Annotated in this window: 8 protein-coding genes and 1 pseudogene; 7 read left to right on the forward strand and 2 right to left on the reverse strand. The window is 26.9% G+C overall.

Features of this window, described 5'->3' with window-relative positions; translation table 11 throughout:
- From ACTT83_RS05795 to ACTT83_RS05825, 7 genes and pseudogenes are all read left to right on the forward strand, one after another.
- A pseudogene (locus ACTT83_RS05795) lies at positions 1 to 278 on the forward strand (acyl-CoA reductase); the annotation flags it as partial.
- Positions 278 to 742, forward strand: coding sequence for a 3-hydroxyacyl-ACP dehydratase FabZ family protein (locus ACTT83_RS05800; RefSeq protein WP_440919151.1), 465 nt, complete (start codon positions 278 to 280; stop codon positions 740 to 742). The pseudogene ACTT83_RS05795 and the gene ACTT83_RS05800, both read left to right, overlap by 1 nt.
- 9 nt (positions 743 to 751) lie before the next feature.
- Positions 752 to 1,813, forward strand: a complete 1,062-nt coding sequence (locus tag ACTT83_RS05805; RefSeq protein ID WP_440919152.1) for a radical SAM/SPASM domain-containing protein — start codon at positions 752 to 754, stop codon at positions 1,811 to 1,813.
- Positions 1,814 to 2,560: an SDR family NAD(P)-dependent oxidoreductase gene (locus ACTT83_RS05810; protein ID WP_440919153.1), complete on the forward strand. Its 747-nt coding sequence runs from the start codon at positions 1,814 to 1,816 to the stop codon at positions 2,558 to 2,560. It begins immediately after the preceding gene.
- A gap of 1 nt (position 2,561) precedes the next feature.
- Positions 2,562 to 3,401, forward strand: coding sequence for a transketolase (locus tag ACTT83_RS05815; protein ID WP_440919154.1), 840 nt, complete (start codon positions 2,562 to 2,564; stop codon positions 3,399 to 3,401).
- Positions 3,391 to 4,359, forward strand: coding sequence for a transketolase family protein (locus ACTT83_RS05820; RefSeq protein WP_440919155.1), 969 nt, complete (start codon positions 3,391 to 3,393; stop codon positions 4,357 to 4,359). Before ACTT83_RS05815 ends, ACTT83_RS05820 begins: the two co-directional genes overlap by 11 nt.
- Entirely contained in the window at positions 4,359 to 4,598 is a 240-nt protein-coding gene (locus tag ACTT83_RS05825) for an acyl carrier protein (protein WP_440919156.1), read from the forward strand. Before ACTT83_RS05820 ends, ACTT83_RS05825 begins: the two co-directional genes overlap by 1 nt.
- On the opposite strand, the gene ACTT83_RS05830 is transcribed toward ACTT83_RS05825, so the two are convergent.
- Both ACTT83_RS05830 and ACTT83_RS05835 read right to left on the reverse strand, forming a co-directional pair.
- Positions 4,588 to 5,373, reverse strand: a complete 786-nt coding sequence (locus ACTT83_RS05830; RefSeq protein WP_440919157.1) for a phytanoyl-CoA dioxygenase family protein — start codon at positions 5,371 to 5,373, stop codon at positions 4,588 to 4,590. The two genes, ACTT83_RS05825 and ACTT83_RS05830, sit on opposite strands and share 11 nt — an antisense overlap.
- 13 nt (positions 5,374 to 5,386) lie before the next feature.
- Positions 5,387 to 6,684: DUF4910 domain-containing protein (locus ACTT83_RS05835; protein WP_440919158.1), on the reverse strand; the 1,298-nt coding region annotated here is incomplete at its 5' end.

Consider the following 6,684-nt stretch of genomic DNA (forward strand, 5'->3'; position numbering starts at 1 on the left):
GAAATATCTTTAATATTAATGATTTGATTTCTAAGTTAGGTTATTTTTATCAAATTCAAGTAAATAATATTAATGAAGTATTTAAAAATGTAGATAGCTTTACACAAACTATGACCTATTATGGCTTTGAAAAAGATGTAATAAAAAAAAACTATGAAAAAAATTGTCTAAAAGGTATTGATAGAATTGTTCCGATAGGACAAGCTCTTTCGATTGAATTTAATTGGGATGGATATGAATTATTTAATAGCATGACAAGGACAATAAGTTTGAGATAATGGAAGATGAAATAATTAAGAATATTGATAAGAATAAAATTTTAGAGTTTCAGCAAAACAGAGATCCTTTTTTAATGATTGATTATGCTGAGGAAATTGTTATAGGAGAGAGTGTTAAAGGTTATAAAGATTTTGATAAAGATGAATGGTTTTTTAAAGTTCATTGGCCGTCCGATCCAAATGTGCCAGGAGTTTTACAAATTGAGTGTTTGTTTCAAACAGCGTCTTTAGCAATTTTAGCAAAACCAGAAAATAACGGAAAAATTATGTATGTTAGCTCTTTAGACAAAGTAAGGTTTTTAAAAAAAATAACTCCAGGCAAGAGATTAGAAATAAATGCTAAAATAGAAAATTTCAATAGAGGTATTGCAAAATCTAGGGCAGAAGGTAAAGTTGACAATGAACTTGCTGTTAAAGCTGAGTTTTCTTTAGTGTTACCAAATGAAATAAAAAAATATATTTAAAATAAATTTATGCCGATTGCCTCATCATTACTAAATAAACCAAGATTAGTAAAAAAATTAAGAGATTTTTACGATTATGTGAATAAAAATGATGGAAAAGTAGGAACTAAAACTAGAGGCATAGATTTAAATTTTAACAACGCGTGTAATTTAAGATGTAAATATTGTTTTACAAATTCTCCTAAAGGAGATCATGTAAAAGAATATCTTGATATAGGTGCAATACGAAAATTAGCTGATGAAGCAGATGAATTGGGGTATTTTGAATTTGATTTGCAAGGAGGTGAACTTTTGCTTCAGCCAAAAAAATTGTTTCAGGTTCTTGAGGCAATAAGACCAGAGAGATTTTACATGTATTTAACAACTAATGGGTACTATTTAGATGAGTCTATGGCAAAAAGATTAGCCGAATATAAAGTTAGTAGAGTATCAGTGAGTATCGATAGTATGGATGAAAAAATCCACGACGAAATTCGAGGTCGAAAGGAGTCATGGAAAAGAGCTATAGCTGCCTTAGAGCATGTCAAAAATGCTGGGATGGATCCCTATCTTAACATTACTGTTGGGCACTATAACGCTAATACACAACATTTCAGAGAATTGTTGGATTATTCAAAACAAAAAAGATACAAAACTTTACTAAATGTTGCTGTGCCGTCTGGTATGTGGCAAAATGCAGAAGATATTATATGTGATGATAAAGACAGAGAATACCTAAGAAAAATAAGAAAAGAATATAAAAATTTAGTTAGAAATATTTGGAATCCATTCGATAGAAATCATGAGAAAATTTTAGGCTGCACGACTGTTAATAGAGTGTATGTAACACCAATAGGAGATGTTTTAGTTTGTCCTTATGTTCATATTAAAATAGGAAATATTTTTGAGCAATCACTCAAGGAAATTATTGATCATGGTTTTAGTATAAAGTATTTTAGAAATCATAGTAATCTATGTTTAGCAGGTGAGGATAAAGAATTTATCCGTAAATTTATGACTAAGAGTGGTCAAACAATTTTCAAACCTGCTTTAGCAAAAGATATTTTTAGTAAAGAAGATTACCAAGATTAAATGTTATTAAAAGATAAGGTTGCTGTTGTTAGTGGAGCATCAGGAGATATAGGAAAAAAAATTCTTGAGAAGTTCTCCAATGAGGGTTCAAATATATACGCATTAGTTAGAAATATTGAGGATAAAGAATTTATAGAATTTACTGAAAATTTAAAAAAAAAAAATAACAACAAAATAAGTATTATACATCTTGATCTTGAGAAAGAAGAGACAATAAAAAGTTCATTTGATTTAATCAAAAAAGATAACACTAGCATTGATATATTGGTAAATAATGCTGGAACTGTTACTAATTCTTTATTTCAGATGACATCACTTAAGTCATTAAGAAATATTTTTGAAATAAATTTTTTTTCTCAATTTTTATTAACACAAATTTATCTAAAACTATTAAATAAATCTAAAAAAGGTAGCATAGTATTTGTTTCCTCTAACTCAGCAAATGAAAATCCCGTTGGTAGATCTGCATATTCAGCATCAAAAGCAGCTTTAAATAGTTTGACAAAGACAATTTCTAAAGAAATGGGAGTTAAAAATTTAAGAGTTAACGCTGTATTACCCGGATTGACAGATACAAAAATGGCTAAAAATTTCACTAAAGACGATGCTATTGATGAATATTTAAATAAAGTCGCTCTAAAAAGGATTGCAAAAACTAGTGAGATTGCAAATGTAATAGCATTTTTAGCAAGTGACAAATCCTCATATATTAATGGTCAACTGATAACAATTGATGGAGGTAGGTAATTTGAAAAAAACTTTTAATTTAAAAAAAACTTCTGAATTTTCTCTAAATGTTAGAAAAAAAATTCTTGAAATGTCATTTAATGCAGGATCAGCAAGTGCCCATATAGGTGGTGCTTTGTCTTCATCTGATATCATATCTGTAATTTTTTCTGATTTTTTGAAATATGACAAAAATAAAACAACCTGGGAAGAAAGAGATAGATTTATTTTAAGTAAAGGACATGCTTGTCTTGCATATTATGCGGCTTTAAATCAGATTGGTGTTTTGTCTGATAATGATTTGATGAGTTTCGAAAAAGATAATTCCGATTTGGCAGGACATCCAGTGAAAAATTTAAATAAAGGTATTGAATTTTCAACAGGTTCATTAGGGATGGGGTTATCCATAGCTGTAGGTTTAGGTATTGCGTACAAAAAAAAAAAAATAAATAACAAAATTTTTGTCATAATGGGTGACGGAGAATGTAATGAAGGTTCAAATTGGGAAGCATTAATGACTGCTTCTCATTTTAAACTAGATAACATAGTCATATTTGTTGACAAAAACAATTTTCAACAAACTGGAAATTGTGGAGAAATATTAAATTTAAACAATTTGAGTGAAAAATTGAATTCATTTAATTGTTTTTCCAGAGAAATAAATGGTCATGACCACAATGAAATTTTTAAAGCTATTGATAATAATTTAAATTTAAATGGTCCAAATGTCATAGTAGCCAATACAATAAAGGGCAAAGGTATCAGTTTTTTTGAAAATAAAAATGAATGGCATCATTCAGTTTTAACTAAAAAGTCTTATGAAGAAGCTTTAGAAAGTTTAAATAAGAATTATGAAAATTGATGAAAAAAAATTAAAAATGATGTCCACAATTGGTATGAGGGCCAGTTTTGGATTAAGTTGTTTAGAATTTGTTAAAGATTTTCCTGATATGATGATATTAACCTGTGATGTGTCAACATCAGCTGGTTTAGATAGATTCAGAAAGCAATTTTCATCAAATTATTTGGATGTTGGTATCTCAGAACAAAATTTGATTGGGATTGCAACAGGACTAAGTTCTGAAAATTTTAAAGTAATAACTACAACGTTTGCACCTTTTCAAACATTGAGATGTTGTGAGCAAATCAAAGTAAATCTTGGTTATATGAAATCTAAAGTATTATTAGTAGGTTTGGCTTCAGGACTTAATTTGGGAAATCTTGGGTTTACTCATTGCAGCATAGAAGAAATAGGCGTTTTAAGATCTATACCCAATATTCAAATTGTTGTTCCAGCAGATTGTTTAGAACTTAATAAAGTTGTTGAAAGTTATTTATCTCAAGGAAATATGCCTGTTTATATTCGTTTAACCGGAGGTTCTAATATCAAACAGATATATAATAAAGATTATAATTTTGAAATTGGTAAAGCAGAAGTTTTGAGAGATGGTTTAGATGTATGTTTTTTTTCCTGCGGTGCAATTTTAAGCAATGTTTTAGAGGCATCAAAAATTTTAGAGAATGAACATAAGATTCAATCGAAAGTGGTTAACATGCATACTATTAAACCGATTGATAAAAAAGCAATTATTGATTGCTCTAAAAACAAATTACATGTTTGTGTAGAAGAGCACAATATAATTGGTGGACTAGCAAGTGCTATTAGTGAGGTAAAAGTAAAGGAAAATATTTCAGTAAAACAAATTAATTTAGGTGTAGATGATAAATATACAAAAAGTGGAAGTTATAAATATATGTTAGATTACTACAATTTATCACCTGACAAAATTGTCAAAAATGTTATTAACGCACTAGGGTAATGTCAAATTTAGATTTATATAAAAAAACTTTTATATCATCCTTGTCTATCGATGAAAAGGTTTTTTCAGAAAAATTAGAATATAACGAAATTCCAGAATGGGATTCTATTGGTCACATGACTTTAATGTCTGGTTTAGAGGAATCTTTCGGTATTACTTTAGAAACTGATGACATAATAGATTTTAGTTCTTACAAAAAAGGTAAAGAAATTTTAGAGAAGTACAAAATTAAATTTTAATTTTATTTAAGTTAACCCCCATATAAGGTATTTTCATAGAGGCATTGTTCTTTTTTAAAAACGGTATCCTTTTCAAAGGATTAAATCTTTCAGTAATAGTAATTCTCACTGCGTTCTTATCTGAATTTTCATAACCCTTATGTACCAATGACGAAAGGAAAATTATTGCATTTCCAGCTTTAACTTTTAATTTTTTTTGTTCAAATTTATCAAGATATCTGGATCTGATATGAGTATATTGTTTAGTCCACAGTTTTTTGTTTGTTTCTGAAAGCTTAAGATAGTGTTTAAAGTAACCATTTTTATGTGAATTTTTATATATACACAAACCCCCGGTTTTCTCATTAGTGTTGTATATTGGTACCCATAATACAATTGTATCACGTGCAAACTGGTTTGTTTCTTGATGCGCGTCCAATAATTTATCATTTGCATTATCGTGAACATGAATTGCCGGTCTTCCAGAAAAAACAACTTTTGAGTTAAAATATTTTTTTACGAAATTTATCATTTCTTTTTTATGAAGAGTTTTTAGTAAATCAATATTGTGTGGTGTAAGATCATACCAGTGACTTTTTAATTTATTATTATATTTTTTTATTTGATAGTATTTTTTTTGTAGGTTTTTTTCTTTGCTTTTTTTAATGTAATTTAGAGTTTCAATTAAAGTATTCTCAATTAAAGAAATGTCTTTCTTATTTAAATAATTTTCAAACTCATAATACCCATTTTCTTCCAAAGAGTTTCGAATTTTATTAAAGTTCCATTTATTCATTTTTAATAAATTACTAATATACTAGTTTAATTTTGAGTAAATACTTATAAATTTTTTTAGTCTCTTTTATATTCAATTTTATAAAAAAGCTAATATCTTCCAAGCTATTTTTCCCATCACAATATTGCAAAAAATCTAATATTTTTTTAGAAAAATCTTTTTTATAATAAATTTTAAAGCTCAACGTTTTATATAAGTTTTTTTTAGTAAGAAATGGCTCGCAATAATACGAACTTTTGGGAAACATTTTTTTTTGAAAATTATTAATTGTACTAATTAAAAACTTCAAACTTTTATTTAAACTATCTTCTTTTACAAAGTTAAAATTATCTAAAGACGTATGATATTCTTTAAAATTTGAAAATTTGTCTCTTGAAATCATAGCCATTGGAATTTCAATACCAGGAGAATTAAATTGTCTTTCATCTGAACCTCTTTCTAAAAAAGAAAATATTTTGTGATTAATTTTTTTTTCTTTAAGTGTTTCATTTAGAGTTCTGTCAATTGATGAATCGTTATATTTAGAATATATTATTGATAAATTTCCTGAACCACCAAGACACGTTAGATTTAACCCACCTAAACAAAGTTTTTTAATTTTTTTAAAATTTTGTGAAATGTATGCAATTGATCCAATTGTTTCAGGTATGAATATAAATCTTAATCCATAATTTAATTTTTTTTTCTTAAAATAATTTATTAAAGCCATGGAAACTATTGGACCACTAAGCTCATTATTCGCCATGGATGGATGACAAATGTAGGTTGAAATTAAAAGTTCATCTTTATATTTCCCCTTAAGAAACAGTTCTCCATAATTCATATATCCATTTTTTTTGAAACTTGTTTTTATAACAGCAGAGAAGTTATCATTATCTTTATATTTTTTTTCTATTTTTTTTTTATTTTTATGAGTATCGCAGAAACCCCAATTTCTTTTATAATAAGATGTGATATAAGGTATCGCGTTAGATTGTTTGGGTATAGTATAAATTTTTTTTAAAATTTTATTTTTTGATAATTTTCTATTAATTGGTTCCGAATAACTGATTAAATGTAAATTGTTTTTTTTAAAATCAATTATTTTTTTTTTGTATTTATCAAGTATGAAAGCATCATGAACATTCCAAACTGGTGGTATTGTCCAGTCAAATACTTTTGTTCCTGATTTAATACTTCTTATTTTTAAATTTTTGAATTCCTTTTGAATAATTTTTAGTGTTTTGAGAGTATCTTTTCCTGTAATACTTCTGCATAATGGAAAAAGTTTTTTTCCAATTTTATAAAATTTTTTAATCATTAAATTGATAA

The organism is Candidatus Pelagibacter sp., assembly GCF_052049775.1.
Lineage (GTDB): Bacteria > Pseudomonadota > Alphaproteobacteria > Pelagibacterales > Pelagibacteraceae > Pelagibacter.

Excerpts from the sequence above, each read along its gene's own strand:
- ACTT83_RS05820 (WP_440919155.1), top strand. The coding sequence starts at position 3,391 with ATGAAAATTGATGAAAAAAAATTAAAAATGATGTCCACAATTGGTATG.
- ACTT83_RS05830 (WP_440919157.1), bottom strand. The coding sequence starts at position 5,373 with ATGAATAAATGGAACTTTAATAAAATTCGAAACTCTTTGGAAGAAAAT.
- ACTT83_RS05810 (WP_440919153.1), top strand. The coding sequence starts at position 1,814 with ATGTTATTAAAAGATAAGGTTGCTGTTGTTAGTGGAGCATCAGGAGAT.
- ACTT83_RS05805 (WP_440919152.1), top strand. The coding sequence starts at position 752 with ATGCCGATTGCCTCATCATTACTAAATAAACCAAGATTAGTAAAAAAA.
- ACTT83_RS05825 (WP_440919156.1), top strand. The coding sequence starts at position 4,359 with ATGTCAAATTTAGATTTATATAAAAAAACTTTTATATCATCCTTGTCT.
- ACTT83_RS05800 (WP_440919151.1), top strand. The coding sequence starts at position 278 with ATGGAAGATGAAATAATTAAGAATATTGATAAGAATAAAATTTTAGAG.